Raw genomic sequence first — 739 nt, 5'->3', positions numbered from 1 at the left:
CGATGCCAACGATCTCGTCACGCAGGCCGGCGCCGGTCTTCCCAAATCGAGAAAACGCCCGACTCCCGGCAAGTTGCTCGACAACGCGCTGGTGGCCGATGTGTTCGGCATCGAGATGGCCGAAGCTTACCCACCGGTGAAACCTGCTGCCGGACGTAACAAGCCATCGGCAGCTAACGTGACAGCAAAGAAGGCCGCCAGGTCGGCTGTCTCGACAACCCGGAAGCCACCTGCGACCGCGAAGACTGTGGCGGACAACAAATCGGTAATAAAGAAGTTGCCAGTCAAGCCATCTGCTGGGTCACGTAAACCGACCTCTGGCAACATTGTTGCCAGTAAAGCAAACGTGGCGAACTCGCCTGCAACGCCGAAAGAGGCGGCAACAAAGAAGCGCGCCGGTGATCGACCGGTGAAAGGCAGGTCCCGCTAAACTCCGATTTCATCTCGCATGGGTACACGCGGGAAGCGATTGACGTTGATGAATGAAATTTTTTTCGTCGGGAAACCCCGGCGTCTGGCGAAGTCTCCCGATCATGTTGACCCTCAGCGGAGGTATCCGGTTCAGCATTTCACAGATCAGAATGACGGTATCTTCGATACTTGAACGACCGCTTCGTGAACATTGCAAACGGCTGTAATGGCCGATCATTTGACGAGCATGACCGTCGGGGGAAGGTCCGTTGCCTAGGCGGAGCCGACGCTCGAATGTCCATCTGAGAACTCGATCGAATGACCGTAG

General features: G+C 56.6%; 1 pseudogene. It reads left to right on the top strand.

Annotated features, from left to right (window positions below):
- A pseudogene (locus P0D89_RS53645) lies at positions 1-430 on the top strand (hypothetical protein); the annotation flags it as partial.
- Positions 431-739 lie beyond the last annotated feature (309 nt).

The sequence above is a fragment of the Paraburkholderia sp. RL18-085-BIA-A genome, assembly GCF_046027075.1.
Classification (GTDB): Bacteria; Pseudomonadota; Gammaproteobacteria; order Burkholderiales; family Burkholderiaceae; genus Paraburkholderia.
The sequence above is the reverse complement of the archived record's forward strand: the minus strand, read 5'-3'. Positions and strand labels throughout refer to the sequence as shown.